Origin of the sequence: Spirillospora sp. NPDC047279 (assembly GCF_040643285.1) — a bacterium.
Taxonomy (GTDB): Bacteria; Actinomycetota; Actinomycetes; order Streptosporangiales; family Streptosporangiaceae; genus Spirillospora.
In genome coordinates this window covers 43,961-61,268 of the sequence record NZ_JBEYUA010000010.1, presented here as the reverse complement: position 1 = coordinate 61,268, position 17,308 = coordinate 43,961, and the positions used below count along the sequence as shown (strand labels likewise).

Genomic DNA, 17,308 nt, shown 5'->3' with positions numbered 1-17,308 from the left:
GGTGGACACGAGGGTCAGACCGGCCAGTACTCCGCGTGGTCAATGCCGCGTTCCCAGACCGCCTCAAAGGCGGACGAGCACAGCTTGACCACGGCCGGGTCAGTGGTGGTCTCCTTCAGCACGGGGCGTCCGTCGCCGTCGAAGTGGTTCCACATGACCAACTCCCCGTCGAACAGCCAGAAGTCGGTCCCCGGCAGGCACAGATCAACCGCCAACCGCCGAGGGAGCCAACGCACCTGTTCTCCGGCGTGGACATTGGTGAAGGTGCCGTCGTACTCGAACCGGATGTACTCGCTCACCGGCTCGGACACGATGCGGGCCCGGCGGATCTCGACACCACGACCGGACGCTTGCTGAACGAGCGTGAGCCACGGTCGCCACCATGACCCCGGGTCCGCAGGGTCGTCCCGCGTCCCCGCCTTCCAGGCGTTGAAGTCCGCGTCCTCCTTGGCCACCCAGTAGACATCGCGCATCTCCAGGTGAACGGCGCTGGATCGCGCCGAGCCGAGGAGGTCAGCGGGTGTCGGTGGTGTCGTCATCGAGCAACTCCCTGAGCACGGGCAGGAGGCGCCCCGGGAACCGAACGATGGCCTCGTGTGAGGGAACGCGGTCGCTCCCAGAGGTCGCCAGGAGTTCGGCGATCACTGTTGGGTCCTCCTCCTTCCATCCCTGCGCGAGCACGCTGTTGTCCGTATCGTCGTGCCAGAACGCAGGTGAGTCACCGTCCTTGCTGTCGGGGTCCTTGCCAAGGAAACGTAGCGTCATGGCGACCTCCCAGGTTGGGGGTGTGCCCGAACGTGACACACCCAGCTAGCTACATCAGGGGTGGTCAGCCGGACTGGGACTACATCCGGCTTAGGTAGCGATCGATGTGCTCGGCAGCGGTGTGCGGCGCGGTCTGCGAGGTGTCGAGGAAGACGTCAGATGTGGGGAGAGGCTTGGTCTCGTCCCATGCCTTGAGGCGTGCCTCGGTGTCTCCGGTCGCGCGGGATTGGATGCGCTGCTTGGCGATGTCACGGGGGCACCACAACGAGACGACCAGCCATCGAGTTGACGGGACGGCTTCCTTGACTCGGGGAATGGCTTCGGCCTGGCCGAGGTGCATGACCGGGATGCCGGTCGCGAGGTGGTCTTGCAGGGAGGGGCGGTCCACAACGTAGGTGTTGCCGTAGCGGTGGTTCTCCCAGATGACTTGGCCTTGTTCTCTCAGGTTCTCGACCTCGGCCGCGGTGGCGAGTCGGTAGCCCTCGGTTCGGCCGCTTCCGAGCTTGAGGCGTCGGTAGAGCGAGTACGCGGGATCAAGTTGGTGGAGGGCTCTTGTGACGGTGTCTTTCCCGGAGGCGGGAGGGCCGTACAGGATGACTCCGCGTCCGCTCACGATTCGCCCTGGCTGCTGAAGACCGTCTTGAGTAGTTCCTTGGCCTGTTCCTGGAGAGGCCGGCTGGATGCGCTGTTGTCGATGACGAGGTGCGGCGCCTCGGGTCGGAAGTCGAGATTCACGATGTCCATGTAGGCGGGCCAGTCCGCGAGCTTGGCCGCGTCCCGGGCGGCTCCCCGGTGGCGCACGTAGGTGCGCATGGTCTCTGCGTCGCAGTACACCCAGACCACGGTGGTGATGGCGCCGATCGAGGTGAAGTAGGCCTGCGTCCGGTTGATCCACGCACTGTCGTTGAACTCGCGGATGAACGGAGCGGTGACGATTACGCTCGTACCGCACTCCACGTTCTCGTTCGCGGCGGCGATGAGTGCCTCGTACTCACGAGGCCGGATGTGCTGGACGTAGGTCTCTGACTCGCGGTCGTGCGGAGATCTCCCGAGCAACTCCAGGGCGCCTTCGACCACGGGCCGCGTGAGCGTGTCCTTGTCGAGCATCGGCCAGCCGGTTTCACGCGCGAGGATGCGACCGAGCTCGGTCTTGCCGCTGCCGGCGTAGCCGCCTACGAGAACGACGTGCGGCTTTTCGAGTCGCACCCGGCCTGCTGCTGCCTGGTCTGGCGCGTGGACGATCCGCTTGGAGCGGGACTTGCTGACCACCAGGCCCTCATCGGCGAGCACCTTCATCGCCTCGCTGATCGTGAAGACGCTGACGCCCCACTGATCAGCCAACTCGCGGGTCGACGGAAGCGTGTCCCCGTCGCGCAGCACCCCGGCCTCGATGTCGTTGCGGATGTTGCGCGCGACCTGTTGGTGAAGCGACTCCGACCGTGTCAGCCGGGGGCGTGGGGGTGCCATCGGGGACTCCTTTCCGGGCCGCGTTCGCTGCCCTGATAGGCAGGCTACCAGCTAGCTAACAGCTGTTAGATGCTAGTCGATCTGTATAGAGGCAGGTCAGGACCCTATTTTTCGCGACTTCATTCCTAACAGTTGACCATGCTTCATATCAGTTGTTAGGTTTCTCGGCATCACACCTCGGAGCAGCGGCAACGAGGTGAGGCCCTTCCAAGGAGGCATGCCGATGTACCCGCAGACGAAGAAGATCTGGCCCACCCTCGCGACCGCCGTGCTCGTGATCTTCGCCTTCAACAACCCGGAGAAGGCCGCCCAGCTCTGCAACCAGGCCGTCAACGCGATCAGCACCTTCGCGAACTCGCTCGGCTGACCCCGCCCCGCTGCTCAACTTCCCAAGGAGCTACCTGCGATGAACCACTTCGCGCTGTCCAACCTGGCCATCACGATCACTGACCTGCGTGGCGAGCCCATCGAGGGCGCGCAGTGCCGCTTCGACCCCGAGCTTCACACCGGCCCGGACGTCTTCACCCAGGAGAGCGCCGAGGACCGCGAGGTGCGCGAAGCGGTCGCGATCGGTGTCTGCGAGACCTGCCCGCTGCGGCAGGCGTGCTTCGAGTACGCGGTGACCACCATGCCGGAGTCGGGCGTGTGGGCGGGCTTCACCGCTGAGGAGATCGCCGAGCTGGCGGTCGTCGGCCTGGGCGAGGTGGCCTGATCCATGGCGCTGACCATCACCTCCGGTGAGATGTCCAGCAACATCACCGGCGTCATCGCCAAGCGGCTCAGCGCGCGGCCGGCCGGATGCCCGATCTTCCTGTGGTCGGTGTCGGGCGCCGAGTACCTGGGGCGTGTCTTCACCGAAGAGCAGGCCATCGCCGCTCTTGAGCTGGCCGAACTCAAGACCTACGCCGTCCAGACCAATCCGGTCTTCCGCGACGAGGTCGAGCGGTTGCGCGGCGTGCTGGCCGAGGGCAAGACCTGGCTCGCCACCCGCCCCCAGCCCCTCAACTCCGGTGCACCGCTGGATGCGCCTTGACCGCGTTCGCAGCATCGGGGCGGCCCTGTCTCCGCCAAGAAACCGGCCGCCCCGATGACTCCCAGTCCCTTCGCAGCGACAGGAGCACCCTCATCATGACCGACAGCCTCGCCACACCCCCGCCCTCCTTCGGAAACCCTGACCGCGTCGGCCGGACCCGGACGCTGACCGGCAACGAGTTCGCTGCCGTCGCCACCGTCGCCGCGTGCGTGGTCGTGCTCGGTCTGCTGGGGTTCGTCAACAGCTTCGCCGCCATCGAGGAGGCCGCGCGGCCCTCGTTCGGCTGGTTCGCCTGGACCGTCCCCCTCGGCATCGACCTCGGGATCGCCATCTTCGCCGCGCTGGACATCGTCCTTGCCCGGCTCGACATGCGGGTGCGGTGGCTGCGCCTCATCCCGTGGACGCTGACCGCCGCGACGGTGTACCTGAACGTCGCCGAGGAGACCACCTTGTTCGGCGCGGTCGCGCACGCGGTCCTGCCGTGCCTGTGGGTCGTCGCGGTCGAAGTCGGATCACACGTCGTCCGCATCCGCGCCGGTATTGAAGCCGGGACGCGGATGGACGGCATCCGGGTCTCGCGGTGGGTGCTGGCGCCGTGGCCGACGCTCAAGCTGTGGCGCCGCATGGTGCTGTGGGAGATCCGTTCCTACCCCGAGGCCCTCGGCCGCGAGCGTGACCGCGTCCTGGCTCTGACCGACCTTCAGGACACCTACGGCCGGTGGGCTTGGCGCCGCAAGGCACCCCGCCGCGTCCGCGCCATGTACCGCCTCGGCGAGCTCGTCCCCGTCAACGAGACCGCCATCCCGGTTGCGCCGGACCGTCCCGCCATCGAGCCCGGACCGTCCGATGCCTCTCCGGCCGAGCCGTCCGGGACCGCCCCGGAGACCGCGCCCAAGACGGTCCGTAAGACCGCGCGCGGACGGTCCGGCTCGTCGTCCGGCGCCCGGTCCCGGACGAGCACGCGGCCCGCACGTACCCGGAAGACCCGACCGGTCCCGGACGTGGACGACCTCATGCCGCTGGGATGGCGCATCGCCGCCGATCTCGGCGAGCAGGGCCAGGCCCTGACCCGTGACGCCTTGGCCGCCGAGCTGCGCAAGGCCGGAAGCCCTGTCGGTAACGAACGCGTCGGTGCGCTGCTGTCCCGCCTCAAGACCGAGGCGCCCACCGATGACGCCGAACTGGTGACCGTGAGCGCAACCGAGGGAGACCACGCCTGATGAGGATCAACGGCACCCCCAAGCCCCTGGCCGAGGTCGTCCGCCTTCCCGTGGCGTCCAGCCCGGACGCGCCCGCCGATCCTGGTCCACGCGCCGAGGACGCCCAGGCGCCGGACACCGCGCCCGAGATGCAGGACACCTCCTACGCGGTGACGCTTGACGACCCGGACGAAGAGAGCAACGACACCGCTGCCGGACCGGTGTTGTCGGGAACGGTCCTGCGCCCCGCGGGCGACGACACGAGCACCGAGGGTGCTCGGCGCCCCATCGTCCCGCCCGTCCTCCGAGACCGTGTGACGTTCAAGGCCGCTGTCCGCAAGCTGGTCGGGCGGTGGCTGCACATCACCGGCTATCACGCCATCCGCGCGCCCTGGTACTCGGTCAAGATGACCGGCTACGCCCTGGTCGGCACGGGCAAGCTGGCCGCCAAGCAGGTGCGTTGGTGGTGGGTGCTGGAGCAGGAGCCGTTGCGCCAGGCCGCCGCGAGCAAGGGCGACGCTGACCTGTGGCTCAAGCTGCACCGCGAGGCCACCAAGGTACGTACCGGGCGCGGCCTGGCCGTGCTCGCCGAGACCGCGCTCCTCGGCCTCGGCGCGGTGTACCTGGCAGGGTCCCCGTGGGGGATGGCGTGCGCGGTGGTCATCACGGTGCCGCTGCTCGCTCGGTACGGACGTCCAGCCGGCCGGAACATCGCAGGCCACGCGGTCATCCCGTCGCGGTACCGGGTCATCACCCATGACGTGGTGCTGCGCGCGTACTACGCCGCCAAGCTCGGCCACCCCGACAAGCCCGGTCAGCAAGTCCAGTTCGCCGCGCCCGGCCTGGCCGCCGATGGCGACGGCTCCAAGGTCACCGTGGACCTGCCGTACGGGAAGGGCTTCAACGACGTCGTCCAGGCCAAGGACGCGCTCGCCTCGGGGCTGGACGTGGCGATCTCGCAGGTGTTCGTCTCTCGGGACGCGACCTCGCACCGGCGTCACACCTTGTGGGTCGCCAACCGTGACCCCCTGGCGGTGCCGGTCGGGCGTACGCCGCTGCTGCGGTGCAAGCCCACCGACATCTGGGAGCCCGCGCCGGTCGGCCTGGACGAGCGAGGCCGCGCCGTGGTCGTGCCGCTGCTGTGGAACTCGACCATGGTCGGTGCCCAGCCCCGGCAGGGAAAGACGTTCTTCGCGCGCCTGTTGGCGCTGTACGCCGCGCTCGACCCGTATGTACGGCTGTCGGTGTTCGACGCCTCGGGCAAACCCGACTGGCGCAAGTTCGCGCTCGTGGCTCACCAGTTCTCCTCCGGCCTGGTGATGACCCGCGACGGCGATCCCGTCGAACTCCTCATCGAGGCGCTGCGGGAGTTGAAGGCCGACGTCCAGGACCGCTACCAGCGGCTCTCCGACCTGCCCACCGACGTGTGCCCCGAGGGCAAGCTCACGCGGGACATCGCCCGTGACCCCAAGTACGGGATGCCGGTCCGTGGAGTGTTCCTGGACGAGTTCCAGGAGTACTACGACACCCCCGACGCCGAGGCGAACAAGGAGATCGCGTCCCTGCTGTTGTTCCTGGTCAAGACCGCCCCGGCCGCCGGAGTGTTCATGGTCGACGCCACTCAGAAGCCCTCCGGCATCGGCGCCGGGCAGGTGGCGACCTCGTTCAACTCCTTCCGCGACAACCACCAGGCCCGCTTCAGCCTCCGTACCGGCTCGTGGCAGGTGTCGGACCTGGTCTTGGGCGCGGGCGCGTACTCCGAGGGCTTCGACTCCTCGCTGTTGCTGCCCTCCTACAAGGGCGTCGGCATCCTGCGCGGTGCCTCCGACGACACCCCAACTGTGCGCTCCCACCTGGCCGACGCCGAGGACGCCGAGAAGATCCTCAACGCCGCCCGCGAGATCCGCGAGCGCACCGGAACCTTGTCCGGGCACGCCGCCGGCGACCGAACGGCCCGCCAGGTGCGAGACGTGCTCGCCGACGCGCACGCCATGTTCATGCCCGGAGAAGGGTTCCTGCCCTGGCAAGAGCTGGCCGTACGCCTGGCCGACAAGTTGCCCGCTTCGTACGGCGACCTGACCGCCGAGGCGATCTCGGCTCAGGTCCGCTCGTTCGGTGTACCGAGCGTGAACGGCAAGCGGGACGGCCAGGTGCTCAAGGGCGCCAAGCACGACGCCATCCAAGGCGCGCTCCAGGCCCGCACGCCCTGACCGGCCGTCCGCCCGGCTCGGCCACCCACCGAGCCGGGCGGACGGTAGCGGACACCCCGCAGCGGTAGCGACCGCGCTACCGCCCCCGCTACCCACCTGATCAGCGCGAATACCCGCAGGTAGCGGGTAGCGCGCCCCGTTCTCCCTGCCCAGAAACGGCCCTCGGAGGCACCGTGACACCCCTCGTCGCCGCTACCGCTACCACCACCAGCGCTACGCCCGCCCTCCTCGCCCTCGGCCTCCTGCTGCTCGCCGGATACGCCGCCGCCTGCTGGCTCTGGCCCTTCCGCGCCTGCACCCGCTGTCACGGCACCGGCAAGTTCCGCTCGCCGTCCGGCCACGCCTGGCGCTACTGCAACCGCTGCTCCGGCAAGGGCGCCCAACTCCGCCTCGGCCGCCACGTCTGGAATGCCCTCACCCGCCGCTAGCCCGCTCCGGCCGCCTCACTGACCGCGTTCTTCCGAGAGGAACCCACCTTGACCACGCCCCGCCTGCACGTCGTCAACGGCGATCAGGACGGCCAGGCCGCCGAGCTGGCCGAGTTCGTCCGGCCGCTGCCGCACAACATCCAGGCCGAGCAACACCTCCTCGGCGCCGTGATGCTGGCCCCCGCCGAGCTGCCCGAGGTGCGCGGCCTGCTGGACGGCACTGAGTTCTACCGCCCCGCCCACGGCGTCATCTGGTCGGCCATCGTCGGCCTGGCCGACCGAGGCGCCCCGTTCGAACCCGTCGCGGTCGCCGCCGCCATCGCCGCGCGCGACCTGGCCGCTCTCGGCGGTGGCCCGTACCTGCACACCCTCATCAGCCAGGTGCCCACCGCCGCGAACGCCACCTACTACGCACACCTCGTCCGGGGCCTGGCCTATGCCCGCCAGGTCGTCACCTCCGGCACCCGGCTGATGCAACTCGGCTACGCCGCCACCGGCGACACCCACAACGACCTACGCGGCGCCGTCGTCGCCGAGCTGGCCGCCGTCACCGCCGCCCAGTCCCAAGGCTGGGCCGAACCCACGCCGCTCTCGGCCGCCGCCGAGCTACCGCCGTTCCCGGTGTGGGCGTTCCCGGACTGGCTCGACGAGTACACCGCCGGACTGGCCGAGGTCACCCAAACCCCGCCCGACCTCGCCGGGTGCCTCGCTTTGGCCGTCCTCGGCGTCGCCGCCGGCGGAAAGGTCTGGGCACGCGCCACCACCTGGACCGAGCCCACCAACCTGTTCACCCTCGTCGTGCTGCCGCCCGGCAACCGCAAGTCCGAGGTGTACAAGCACATGACCGCGCCGATCAAGACCGCCGAAGCGGCCCTTGTCGAGCAGGCCAAGCCCCGCATCGCCGAGGCAGCCGTAGCGCGCAAGGTCGCCGAGGCCAACGTCGAGAAGACCGAGAAGGCCGCCACCGCCGCCATCGACGCCACCCAGCGCGCTGTGGCGATGGACGAGGCCGCCGCCGCGCGCCTGGACCTGGAGGAGACGCCGATCCCGGCTGAGCCGTGCCTGTTCTCCGATGACGCCACCGTGGAACGCCTCACCAGCCATGTGGCCGAGCAGGGCGGCCGGTTCGCGATCCTGTCACCCGAGGGCGAGATCTTCTCGATCGCCGCCGGCCGCTACTCCGGCGCCCCGAACCTGGCCATCCTCAAGTCCGGCCACGCAGGCGAAGAGATGCGCATCGACCGCATGGGCCGCGCCTCCGAACGCATCACCGCCGCCACCATCACCCTCGGAATCTGCACCCAACCCGGCGTCCTGGCCCGCCTCGGCGAGACCCCCCAGTTCGGCGAACAAGGACTACTCGGCCGCCTGCTCTACTCGGTGCCCGCCTCCCTGCTCGGCTTCCGCAACGAGCGGCCCGACCCGATGCCCGAGCACATCCAGACCACCTACAGCGCCAACGTCCAAGCACTCGTCCTATCCCTGGCCGCCCTGCCCGAGCCCGCAACCCTGCACTTCGCCACCGACGCACAGGCCGCCATCCTCGACCTGGCGCGCGAGCACGAGATCCGGCTACGGCCCGGCACCGGCGACCTGGCCCACATGACCGACTGGGCAGGCAAGTACGTCGGTGCCGTCGTCCGCATCGCCGCCCTGCTCCACCTCGCCCAGCACATCCACGACGGCTGGGACCGCCCCATCACGCTCGCCACCTTCACCAACGCACGGCTGATCGGCGAGTACTTCACCCTCCACGCCCAAGCCGCCTATGACGCCATCGGCGCCGACCCCGCCGTCAACGACGCCCGCGCCGTCCTGGACTGGATCGACCGCACCGCCACCACACGATTCACCGCCCGCGACCTCATGCGCAGCGGACTCAAGAACCGCTTCAAGAAGGCCACCGACACCGAACCCGCGTTGCGCGTCCTGGAGTCCCACGGCTGGATTCGGCGCCTCCCGAGCCCGCCCAACCCGCGCAACCGGCCCACCGCCCCGGCCTACGAAACACACCCCGACCTGACCAACACCCCATGACCGCACGTGCCACCCTCCGCGACCGGCCCGCAGGACCCCAGGGAAGCCGGGGGACAGGGGGACACAGGTACAGAAGGCGACAGAACTACTTCTGTCGGCTTCTGTCACCCCGTCACCGCGTCACCAACCCCCGATCACCCCCGTTCCGGCCTGGCCGTACGTGACGCTCCGCAACCGTCCAGCGATGCCGTTCCGCCCAGCCCGGAGGTTCCGAAGTGACCGCCCTCATGACCACCGACTCGGATCTTCTGCTCACCGTCGAAGAGGCCGCCCAGCGCCTCAAGATCGGCCGGACCCAGATGTACAGCCTCATCACCTCAGGCGAGGTCCAGAGCGTGACCATCGGCCGCCTGCGCCGAATCCCCGCCGAGTGCCTCGCCGCCTACGTCTCCGGCCTCCTGGCCGCCGTCCAGCCCAGCTAACCCAGAGGAGATCGAGTAATGGGGCGCAACGCCAACGGAAGGTCCAGCATCTACAAGGGTGCGGATGGCTACTGGCACGGCCGCGTGACGGTGGGCGTGAAGGATGACGGGAAGCCTGATCGGCGGCACGTCAAGAGCAAGTCCAAGAGCATTGTCACCGGGAAGGTTCGCGACCTGGAGCGGCTTCGGGACAAGGGGAGTTTGCCGAAGGCCGGCCAGCGCTGGACCGTCGAGAAGTGGCTTGAGCACTGGATCGACAACATTGCCGTACCGCCGAGGATCTCGGAGAACGCGCATTCCGGTTACCGGGTGGACGTCGAGAAGCACTTGATCCCTGGCCTTGGTGCTCACCGTCTGGACAAGCTGACTCCCGAGCATTGCGAAAAGCTCTACGCCAAGATGCAGGACCGGGGCCTGTCCGCAGGCACGGCCCATCACGTCCATCGGACCCTGCGAAACGCCCTGAACGTGGCCGTGAGACGTGAGGCCGTCGGAACCAATCCCGTGCTCATGGCTGCCGCCCCGAGGCTGGATGAGGAGGAGCCAGAGCCGTACGAGATTGACGAGATCAAGCGCCTGCTCAAGGTCGCCCAGAGCCAGGAACGCAACGGCGCCCGGTGGGTGCTGGCGCTCGCGCTCGGCCTCCGCCAGGGCGAGGCTCTCGGGCTCAAGTGGGCTGACGTTGACCTGGCCACAGGGATGATCCGAATCAGGCGGGGGCGCCTACGTCCCAAGTACGCCCACGGCTGTGGGGCTAAGCCGTGCGGCCGGAAATCGGGCTACTGCCCCCAGCGTGAGCAGACACGTCCGGAGACGGGCCGCACCAAGTCCAAGGCTGGCCGCCGAACCATCGGGCTGCCGACACCGTTGATCAGGCTCTTGGAAGCCCACCGAGACAAGCAGACCGCCGAGCGTGATCAAGCCCGCCAACTCTGGTCGGAAGGCGGCTACGTGTTCACCAAGCCCAACGGGGAGCCCCTTAACCCGAACACCGACTACCACGAGTGGAAATCGCTCCTGGCGATCGCCAAGCTTCGCGAGACGCGACTTCATGACGCCCGGCACACAGCCGCGACGGTGCTTCTGATCCTCGGGGTCCCCACGCCTACGGCTATGGCGATCATGGGGTGGTCAAGCGCATCGATGGCCACGCGCTACCAGCACATGAGCGACGCTATCCGGAACGACGTCGCCGCCCGCGTCGGTGGTCTCCTCTGGGAGCCCGGCCAGGACCGCGACGAGGACGACGAGGACCCTCCGGAGGAGGCGGAACCGGCCGCCTGAAGGGTCAACTGAGACCCAAATTGAGACCCAACGTGATGAGGGCGGCACCTGTGGGTGCCGCCCTCATCACGTTTTGCCTGCTTAGAGACGCGGAGGATACGAGATTCGAACTCGTGAGGGGTTGCCCCCAACACGCTTTCCAAGCGTGCGCCCTAGGCCACTAGGCGAATCCTCCGCCGTAGAGACTACCGGGTCCGGGGCACTGGTCGGACATCAATAACGGCCGGGAGCGGGATCGGGCCGTAGATATGGGGGAAGAGCTGGCCGTCGGCGGGTTCGTGCCGGACCTCGGCGCCCAGTTTGGCGACGTCGATGGTGAGGAGGACGAGGTCAGCGGGGTCGACGGCGGTGTAGAAGCGGTCGAGGACGCCCTTGGCCTGGGAGAGGTCGGCGGAGCAGTGGATGAAGCCCTCCTCGGCGAGGGTCACGCCCAGGGTGGACCACGCGTACGACACTCCCGCCTGGCGGGCCGATTCCCAGTGGCGGCGTTCGGCGATGTGGAGAAGGGTTTCGGTGGGTTCGTCGGCCATGGGGCCGGAGCCTACGTGGCAACCGTGCATATCGGGGGCCGGGGATGCCATAGACTCTCTGCAGACCCCTCGCACGGCGTCATCCTGTGAACCTCCCCAGGGCCGGAAGGCAGCAAGGATAAGCAGGCTCTGGCGGGTGTGCGGGGGGTCCCTTTGCTTCTGACGCTCTGCTTCTCGAGGGAGGGCGGACCTCGTGAGTCTGGCTCTGTACCGCAAGTACCGACCAGCGACGTTCGCCGAGCTCAAAGGGCAGGAGCACGTCGCGGAGCCGCTGCAGCAGGCGTTGCGCAACGGCCGGATCAACCACGCGTACCTGTTCAGCGGGCCGCGCGGGTGCGGCAAGACGTCCAGTGCCCGGATCCTGGCCCGCTCGCTGAACTGCGAAGAGGGCCCGACGCCCGATCCCTGCGGCAAGTGCGACTCGTGCGTCGCACTGGGGCCGTCCGGCAGCGGGCACATCGACGTCATCGAGATCGACGCGGCCTCGCACGGTGGTGTGGACGATGCTCGTGACCTGCGTGAACGTGCGTTCTTCGCCCCGGTCTCGGCGCGCTTCAAGGTGTACATCATCGACGAGGCGCACATGGTCACCCGGGAGGGATTCAACGCGCTGCTGAAGCTCGTCGAGGAGCCGCCGCCGCACCTGAAGTTCGTCTTCGCGACCACCGAGCCGGAGAAGGTCATCGGGACCATCCGGTCCCGGACGCACCACTACCCGTTCCGGCTGATCCCGCCCGGCACCCTCCAGGAGCTGGTCGAGGAGATCCTGAAGTCCGAGGACGTGCCGTACGAGACCAACGCGCTGCCGCTGGCCGTGCGGGCGGGCGCGGGGTCGGCCCGCGACACCCTGTCGATCCTGGACCAGCTGCTGGCCGGGTCGGACGAGAAGGGCATCACGTACACCAAGGCGGTGTCGCTGCTCGGCTACACCGACTCCGCGCTGCTGGACGAGGTGATCGGCGCGTTCGCCGCCCGTGACGGCGCCCAGGTGTTCGCGGCGATCGACCGGGTGATCGAGAGCGGCCAGGACCCGCGCCGGTTCGCGGCCGACCTGCTCGAACGTGTCCGCGACCTGGTGATCCTGTCGAACGTGCCGGAGGCCGGCGGGACCGGCCTGCTGAACGTCCCGCCGGACGAGCTCGAGCACATGCGGCGCCAGGCCGGCTCGCTGGGGCCGGGGGAGCTGACCAGGGCGGCCGACCTGCTGCACACGGGACTGACCGAGATGCGCGGGGCGACCTCGCCGCGGCTGCTGCTCGAACTGGTCTGTGCCCGCATCCTGCTTCCGGCGGCGTACGAGGACGAGGCCTCGATGTTCGCCCGCCTGGACCGTCTCGAGCGCCAGGCGTCCCAAGGTGGCTTCCAGGCGGCGCCTGCTCCCTTCGCCGCGTCGGCGCCTCCGCCCGCCGCCGCACCCGCGGCCCCGCCCGCGCCTGCCTCCCCGCCGCCTGCCGCGCCTGCGTCGGCTCCGCCGAGTGCCGCCCCTCAGGCGGCCACGCCGGTCAGGGAGACCGAAGCCCCGTCGCCGCCTCCCAGCAGGCCGGAGGCTCAGCAGGCGCCGCAAGCCCCGCCTCCCAGGCCCGAGCCGCGGCAGGCGCCGCCCGCACCCGCCTCGGCTCCGCCGCCGGCGGCGCCCGCCGCCGGTGGTGGCATGGACATCGGTACGGTGCAGCGGTTGTGGCCGGACATCGTCGAGGCGGTCAAGCAGAAGAGCCGGGTCGCCTGGATGGTGATCATGAACGGCGCGCGGCCGCTCACGCTCGACGGCAACCTGCTGACGCTCTCGTTCGAGGCCGAGGGCGCGCGCACGAACTTCGCCAACGGCGGCCGTGACGCCGTGCTCCGCGAGGTGCTCAAGGAACGGATGGGCGTCGACTGGCGCATCGACACGGTGCTCGGCGGCGCCGCGCCGGGCGGCGGACGTCCGGGCGGTGGCGGCGGACGTCCGTCGAACGGTCCGGGCGCGCCCGCCGCGGGCTTCTCCAACTCCACCGCACCGGCCGCGCCGCGTCCCAATCCCGGGCCGACGCCGTCCGCACCGCCCGCCGAGCCGAGCCCGCCCGCCGCGACCTGGCCCGGCGACCCGGCTCCCGCGAGCACGCGGTCCGTTCCGCCGCCCGGCCCGCCCGCCGACGAACCGCCTCCGCCGCCCGAGCCGCCCCTCGACGAGAGCGACGAGGTCGACCCGGTCGGCGACGCCGATGCCGACGGGACCGAGGCCGAGGCCAGCGGCATGGCCCTGATCCAGCGTGAGCTGGGCGGCAAGATCATTCGCGAGATCGACAACACCTGATCCTCGTTCGCGCGCCCGGACGTCCGTGTGGTTTGCGGCTCATCCGGAGGGCGGCGGAACGGGACGCGGCGGCCGGACGTTTCCGGGCTGAGGGCGTCGGCCGTCGAAGAATGCCGACGTCAGACCAGACACCGGCGCCGGTACGTACCGCACGACGGTCGAAACCCGTAGTCTCGGGGAGACACACGTCCGTGGTCGGCGGGTCGCCGAGCAAGAAGGCCCGGTACCGGGCCGGAAGGAACGGAGAAACCGTGGAACCCGGTGGTCAGTTGAACATCCAGGAGCTGCTGCAGCAGGCGCAGAAGATGCAGGAGCAGCTCTTCAGCGCGCAGCAGGAGCTCGCGGAGGCCGAGGTCGTGGGCAGCGCCGGTGGCGGGCTCGTGAAGGCCACGGTCAACGGCCAGGGCGAGGTGACGGGGATCTCCATCGACCCGAAGGCGGTCGACCCCGACGACCCGGCGGACACCGCCGAGACGATCGCCGACCTGGTGCTCGCCGCGATCCGCGACGCGGGCCGTGCCGCCCAGGAGCTGATGCAGGAGAAGATGGGCCCGCTGGCCGAGGGACTCGGCGGCGGTGGCGGCCTTCCCGGCCTCCCGGGGCTCCCCGGCATGCCCGGCGGCCCTGGTGGCCCCGGTGGCCTGCCCGGCGCCTGACACGCGTACGTCCCCTGATCGATCGAGCTTGGAAGGAAGGGTCCGTTGTACGAAGGGGTGGTCCAGAACCTCATCGACGAGCTGGGAAGACTTCCCGGCGTCGGCCCCAAGAGCGCGCAGCGGATCGCCTTCCACCTGCTGGCCGCCGATCCCGCCGACGTGGAACGGCTGACCAAGGCGCTCAAAGAGGTCAAGGACAAGGTTCGTTTCTGCAAGACCTGCGGGAACGTCGCAGAAGAAGAGGAATGCCGGATCTGCCGAGACGCGCGCCGCGACCCGCACATCATCTGCGTGGTCGAGGAGTCCAAGGACGTCGTCGCGATCGAGAAGACCCGGGAGTTCCGTGGCCGCTACCACGTGCTCGGCGGGGCGATCAGCCCCATCGAGGGCGTCGGTCCCGAGGACCTGCGCATCAGGGAGCTGATGCAGCGCCTCGCCGACGGGACGATCACTGAACTGATCCTCGCCACCGATCCCAACCTGGAGGGTGAGGCCACCGCGACGTATCTCGCTCGGCTCGTGAAACCCATGGGCCTGACCGTCACCCGTCTGGCCAGCGGCCTGCCGGTGGGTGGCGACCTCGAATACGCCGACGAGGTGACGCTTGGCCGCGCATTCGAAGGACGGAGGCTGCTCGATGTCTGACACCAACAGCCCGCAGGACTGGAACGCGCTCGCCGAGCGGGTGGCGTGCCATGTCGAGAACTACCTGAGCGGACTGGAGGCGGTCGCGCGGGGCGAGGCGGCCGCGCATACCGTGCCGATGCTGCTCCTGGAGGTGTCGCAGGTCATCCTCGCGGGCGCGCAGCTCGGCGCCACCGCGGACGTGATCCTGCCCGACAACTGGGAGCCGGAGGTCGGTGAGGACCCCGACCTGGACGCGGTCCGGCAGGGACTGTCCGAACGGCTGATCTCGGTGGACGAGTACGTCGAGGTCTTCGACCCGTACAAGGACACCGAGCCCACCGCGTACCGGCTGTCCGACGATCTCGTCGACGTGGCCAGCGACCTGGTGCACGGCCTGCGCCACTACCAGCAGGACCGTCCGCTGGAGGCGCTCTGGTGGTGGCAGTACTCCTACTTCAACCACTGGGGCAACCACGCGGGCGCCGCGCTGCGGGCGCTGCACGCGGTCATCGCCGGCGCCCGTCTGGACGTCGCCGAAGAGGTCGCCGCCGTCCCCTAACGGACCCTGAGCCGTTCCCAGCGGTCCAGGCCGTTCCCTGACGGGTCCCGGCCGCTTGGCCTGATGGGCTTGGCCGTGTTCCGCAGCGGGGTTGCGGCCGTTCGTGAGCGAGTCCCCGGTGCTCTGGACGAGCACCGGGGACTTTGCCATGTCGGCGGAGCCACCTTGCTGTCGCCCGACGCCAAGCGGCCCAGGCCTCCCCACGTCCCGCCGGGCGGAACCCCGCCCGGACCCGACCGGATCTCGTATTGCGGACGCCGGTATCGAATGTTGGAGTTACCTGCTCGTAATGCATTCGTCTGGCCTCGGTAGACTCTTCGCCGAAACGCCTGACCCCGATCCGAGGAGCGCCCACTCGTGGCTCTTGTCGTGCAGAAGTACGGTGGCTCCTCCGTCGCTGACGCCGAGGGCGTCAAGCGGGTCGCCCAGCGCATCGTCGCGACGAAGAAGGCGGGCAACGACGTCGTCGTCGTGGTCTCCGCGATGGGCGACTCAACGGATGAGCTGATCGATCTGGCCGAGCAGGTCAGCCCGCTGCCCCCGGCACGCGAGCTGGACATGCTGCTGACGGCCGGGGAGCGGATCTCGATGGCCCTGCTGGCCATGGCGATCGCCAACCTCGGCCACGAGGCGCGGTCGTTCACCGGTTCCCAGGCCGGTGTGATCACCGACGGTTCCCACGGAAAAGCGCGGATCATCGACGTCACGCCGGGCCGGCTGCGCACCGCCCTGGACGCGGGCTCGATCTGCATCGTGGCCGGTTTCCAGGGTGTCTCCCAGAACACCAAGGACATCACCACGCTGGGCCGCGGCGGCTCCGACACCACGGCCGTCGCGCTGGCCGCCGCCCTCGGCGCGGACGTCTGCGAGATCTACAGCGACGTCGACGGCGTGTTCACGGCCGACCCGCGGATCGTGCCGACGGCCCGCCGCATCCCGCGCATCTCGTACGAGGAGATGCTGGAGATGGCCGCCAGCGGGGCCAAGATCCTGCACCTGCGCTGCGTGGAGTACGCGCGCCGCTACAACATCCCGATCCACGTCCGCTCCTCCTTCAGCACCAAGGTGGGCACGTGGGTGGTCGACTCGAGCGAGATCGAAGGACAGGACATGGAGCAGGCGATCATCTCCGGAGTCGCACACGACCGGAGCGAGGCCAAGATCACCGTGGTCGGGGTCCCGGACAAGGTCGGCGAGGCCGCCACGATCTTCACGGTCCTCTCCGAGGCCGAGATCAACATCGACATGATCGTGCAGAACGTGTCGGCGGCGTCGACCGGGCGCACCGACATCTCGTTCACGCTCCCGGCGAGCGACGGCCAGACGGCGATGACCACGCTCAACAAGCTCAAGGAGCGCATCGGCTTCGAGTCCCTGCGCTACGACGACCGCATCGGCAAGGTCTCCCTGATCGGTGCGGGCATGCGCTCCCACCCCGGCGTCACCGCCACGTTCTTCTCCGCGATCGCCGACGCCGGCGTCAACATCGAGATGATCTCCACGTCCGAGATCCGCATCTCGGTGGTCGTCGCGCAGGACGACATCGACACCGCCGTGGCCAGCGCCCACCGCGCGTTCGACCTCGAGGCCGACCAGGTCGAGGCCGTGGTCTACGGAGGCACCGGCCGCTGACCGACCGGGGCGGCCCCAAGCCCCGCTGACCGACCGGCAATCCTCAGGCCCCGCGGAACGAACGCCCGTCCGCGGGGCCTTGCCGTCCCCAACCCCGCCTGCACCCAGACACAACCTCCGCACAGACCCCCCGCCGGCACGGCAGCCGGGGCGGGGGCGGGGCGTG

General features: G+C 69.4%; 19 protein-coding genes, 1 tRNA gene and 1 other RNA gene. 15 read left to right on the top strand and 6 right to left on the bottom strand.

Annotated elements, in window-relative coordinates; genetic code table 11:
• Nucleotides 1-14: 14 nt before the first annotated feature.
• The 4 genes from ABZ810_RS25455 to ABZ810_RS25440 all read right to left on the bottom strand — a co-directional run bounded on the left by ABZ810_RS25455 (nucleotide 15) and on the right by ABZ810_RS25440 (nucleotide 2,232).
• Nucleotides 15-539 (bottom strand): DUF6879 family protein, encoded by a 525-nt coding sequence (locus ABZ810_RS25455; protein WP_358407187.1) that lies wholly within the window; start codon nucleotides 537-539, stop codon nucleotides 15-17.
• A complete protein-coding gene (locus ABZ810_RS25450; protein WP_358407184.1) occupies nucleotides 514-765 on the bottom strand; it encodes a hypothetical protein in 252 nt (83 codons plus the stop codon). The genes ABZ810_RS25455 and ABZ810_RS25450 overlap by 26 nt, the downstream gene beginning before the upstream one ends.
• 79 nt (nucleotides 766-844) lie before the next feature.
• Entirely contained in the window at nucleotides 845-1,378 is a 534-nt protein-coding gene (locus ABZ810_RS25445; protein ID WP_358407182.1) for a guanylate kinase, read from the bottom strand.
• Entirely contained in the window at nucleotides 1,375-2,232 is an 858-nt protein-coding gene (locus tag ABZ810_RS25440) for a GntR family transcriptional regulator (RefSeq protein ID WP_358407181.1), read from the bottom strand. Before ABZ810_RS25440 ends, ABZ810_RS25445 begins: the two co-directional genes overlap by 4 nt.
• 223 nt (nucleotides 2,233-2,455) lie before the next feature.
• On the opposite strand from ABZ810_RS25440, the gene ABZ810_RS25435 reads away from it, so the two are divergent.
• From ABZ810_RS25435 to ABZ810_RS25395, 9 genes are all read left to right on the top strand, one after another.
• The gene (locus ABZ810_RS25435) at nucleotides 2,456-2,599 is read left to right on the top strand and encodes a hypothetical protein (protein WP_358407178.1); all 144 of its coding nucleotides are present in this window, start codon (nucleotides 2,456-2,458) and stop codon (nucleotides 2,597-2,599) included.
• 39 nt (nucleotides 2,600-2,638) lie between these two features.
• Nucleotides 2,639-2,944, top strand: coding sequence for a WhiB family transcriptional regulator (locus tag ABZ810_RS25430; RefSeq protein ID WP_358407176.1), 306 nt, complete (start codon nucleotides 2,639-2,641; stop codon nucleotides 2,942-2,944).
• Between the two features lie 3 nt (nucleotides 2,945-2,947).
• Complete coding sequence (locus tag ABZ810_RS25425) at nucleotides 2,948-3,265, top strand: hypothetical protein (RefSeq protein ID WP_358407174.1); 318 nt, start codon at nucleotides 2,948-2,950, stop codon at nucleotides 3,263-3,265.
• 95 nt (nucleotides 3,266-3,360) lie between these two features.
• Nucleotides 3,361-4,485 (top strand): DUF2637 domain-containing protein, encoded by a 1,125-nt coding sequence (locus ABZ810_RS25420; protein ID WP_358407173.1) that lies wholly within the window; start codon nucleotides 3,361-3,363, stop codon nucleotides 4,483-4,485.
• The gene (locus tag ABZ810_RS25415; protein WP_358407171.1) at nucleotides 4,485-6,674 is read left to right on the top strand and encodes a hypothetical protein; all 2,190 of its coding nucleotides are present in this window, start codon (nucleotides 4,485-4,487) and stop codon (nucleotides 6,672-6,674) included. Before ABZ810_RS25420 ends, ABZ810_RS25415 begins: the two co-directional genes overlap by 1 nt.
• A gap of 173 nt (nucleotides 6,675-6,847) precedes the next feature.
• Nucleotides 6,848-7,102, top strand: coding sequence for a hypothetical protein (locus tag ABZ810_RS25410; protein WP_358407170.1), 255 nt, complete (start codon nucleotides 6,848-6,850; stop codon nucleotides 7,100-7,102).
• A 48-nt stretch (nucleotides 7,103-7,150) separates the two neighbouring features.
• Nucleotides 7,151-9,139 (top strand): DUF3987 domain-containing protein, encoded by a 1,989-nt coding sequence (locus tag ABZ810_RS25405; protein WP_358407168.1) that lies wholly within the window; start codon nucleotides 7,151-7,153, stop codon nucleotides 9,137-9,139.
• A 215-nt stretch (nucleotides 9,140-9,354) separates the two neighbouring features.
• Nucleotides 9,355-9,561: a helix-turn-helix domain-containing protein gene (locus ABZ810_RS25400; RefSeq protein ID WP_358407166.1), complete on the top strand. Its 207-nt coding sequence runs from the start codon at nucleotides 9,355-9,357 to the stop codon at nucleotides 9,559-9,561.
• Nucleotides 9,562-9,579: 18 nt separating this feature from the next.
• Entirely contained in the window at nucleotides 9,580-10,845 is a 1,266-nt protein-coding gene (locus ABZ810_RS25395) for a site-specific integrase (protein ID WP_358407164.1), read from the top strand.
• A 90-nt stretch (nucleotides 10,846-10,935) separates the two neighbouring features.
• Here ABZ810_RS25395 and ABZ810_RS25390 read toward each other — a convergent pair.
• Nucleotides 10,936-11,020: transfer RNA gene (locus tag ABZ810_RS25390), tRNA-Ser, on the bottom strand.
• Nucleotides 11,021-11,030: 10 nt separating this feature from the next.
• Nucleotides 11,031-11,375 (bottom strand): DUF952 domain-containing protein, encoded by a 345-nt coding sequence (locus ABZ810_RS25385; protein WP_358407163.1) that lies wholly within the window; start codon nucleotides 11,373-11,375, stop codon nucleotides 11,031-11,033.
• 60 nt (nucleotides 11,376-11,435) lie between these two features.
• Here ABZ810_RS25385 and ffs point away from each other — a divergent pair.
• The 6 genes from ffs (at nucleotide 11,436) to ABZ810_RS25355 (ending at nucleotide 17,142) form a co-directional block, all read left to right on the top strand.
• An RNA gene (gene ffs, locus ABZ810_RS25380) (signal recognition particle sRNA small type) lies at nucleotides 11,436-11,531 on the top strand.
• Nucleotides 11,532-11,568: 37 nt separating this feature from the next.
• On the top strand, nucleotides 11,569-13,668 hold the full coding sequence (locus ABZ810_RS25375; protein ID WP_358407161.1) for a DNA polymerase III subunit gamma and tau: 2,100 nt from the start codon (nucleotides 11,569-11,571) through the stop codon (nucleotides 13,666-13,668).
• A 251-nt stretch (nucleotides 13,669-13,919) separates the two neighbouring features.
• Nucleotides 13,920-14,324 (top strand): YbaB/EbfC family nucleoid-associated protein, encoded by a 405-nt coding sequence (locus tag ABZ810_RS25370; RefSeq protein ID WP_358407159.1) that lies wholly within the window; start codon nucleotides 13,920-13,922, stop codon nucleotides 14,322-14,324.
• Between the two features lie 45 nt (nucleotides 14,325-14,369).
• Nucleotides 14,370-14,969, top strand: coding sequence for a recombination mediator RecR (gene recR / locus ABZ810_RS25365; protein WP_358407158.1), 600 nt, complete (start codon nucleotides 14,370-14,372; stop codon nucleotides 14,967-14,969).
• Nucleotides 14,962-15,510 carry a DUF5063 domain-containing protein gene (locus ABZ810_RS25360; protein ID WP_358407156.1) on the top strand — a complete coding sequence of 183 codons (549 nt, stop codon included), beginning with the start codon at nucleotides 14,962-14,964 and terminating at the stop codon, nucleotides 15,508-15,510. The genes recR and ABZ810_RS25360 overlap by 8 nt, the downstream gene beginning before the upstream one ends.
• A 357-nt stretch (nucleotides 15,511-15,867) precedes the next feature.
• Complete coding sequence (locus tag ABZ810_RS25355) at nucleotides 15,868-17,142, top strand: aspartate kinase (protein WP_358407154.1); 1,275 nt, start codon at nucleotides 15,868-15,870, stop codon at nucleotides 17,140-17,142.
• Nucleotides 17,143-17,308 lie beyond the last annotated feature (166 nt).